We start from the raw sequence: 398 nt of genomic DNA on the forward strand, positions 1-398 counted from the left end.
ATAGGGTGCGTGGAGGGAACGCGGGGAAGTGAAACATCTCAGTACCCGCAGGAAGAGAAAACAATAGTGATTCCGTCAGTAGTGGCGAGCGAACGCGGATCAGGCTATACCGTTCCATGTGTGATAGCCGGCGGGCGTTGCATGGTCGGGGTTGTGGGACTTCCCGTGCTGTCTCTGCCGGGACAGCGAGGTGCGAGTGCAGGTATTGGTGAACGGTCTTGAAAGGCCGGCCGTAGAGGGTGTGAGCCCCGTAACCGTAAAGTTGTGCACCGCCTGGGAGGGATCCCAAGTAGCACGGGGCCCGAGAAATCCCGTGTGAATCTGTCAGGACCACCTGATAAGCCTAAAGACTCCCTAATGACCGATAGCGGACCAGTACCGTGAGGGAAAGGTGAAAA

Annotated in this window: 1 rRNA gene; it reads left to right on the forward strand. The window is 57.3% G+C overall.

Features of this window, described 5'->3' with window-relative positions:
* Positions 1–398 (forward strand): 23S ribosomal RNA (locus JYA52_RS00055); the annotation flags it as partial.

Source organism: Arthrobacter pascens (assembly GCF_017052465.1).
Lineage (GTDB): Bacteria > Actinomycetota > Actinomycetes > Actinomycetales > Micrococcaceae > Arthrobacter > Arthrobacter pascens.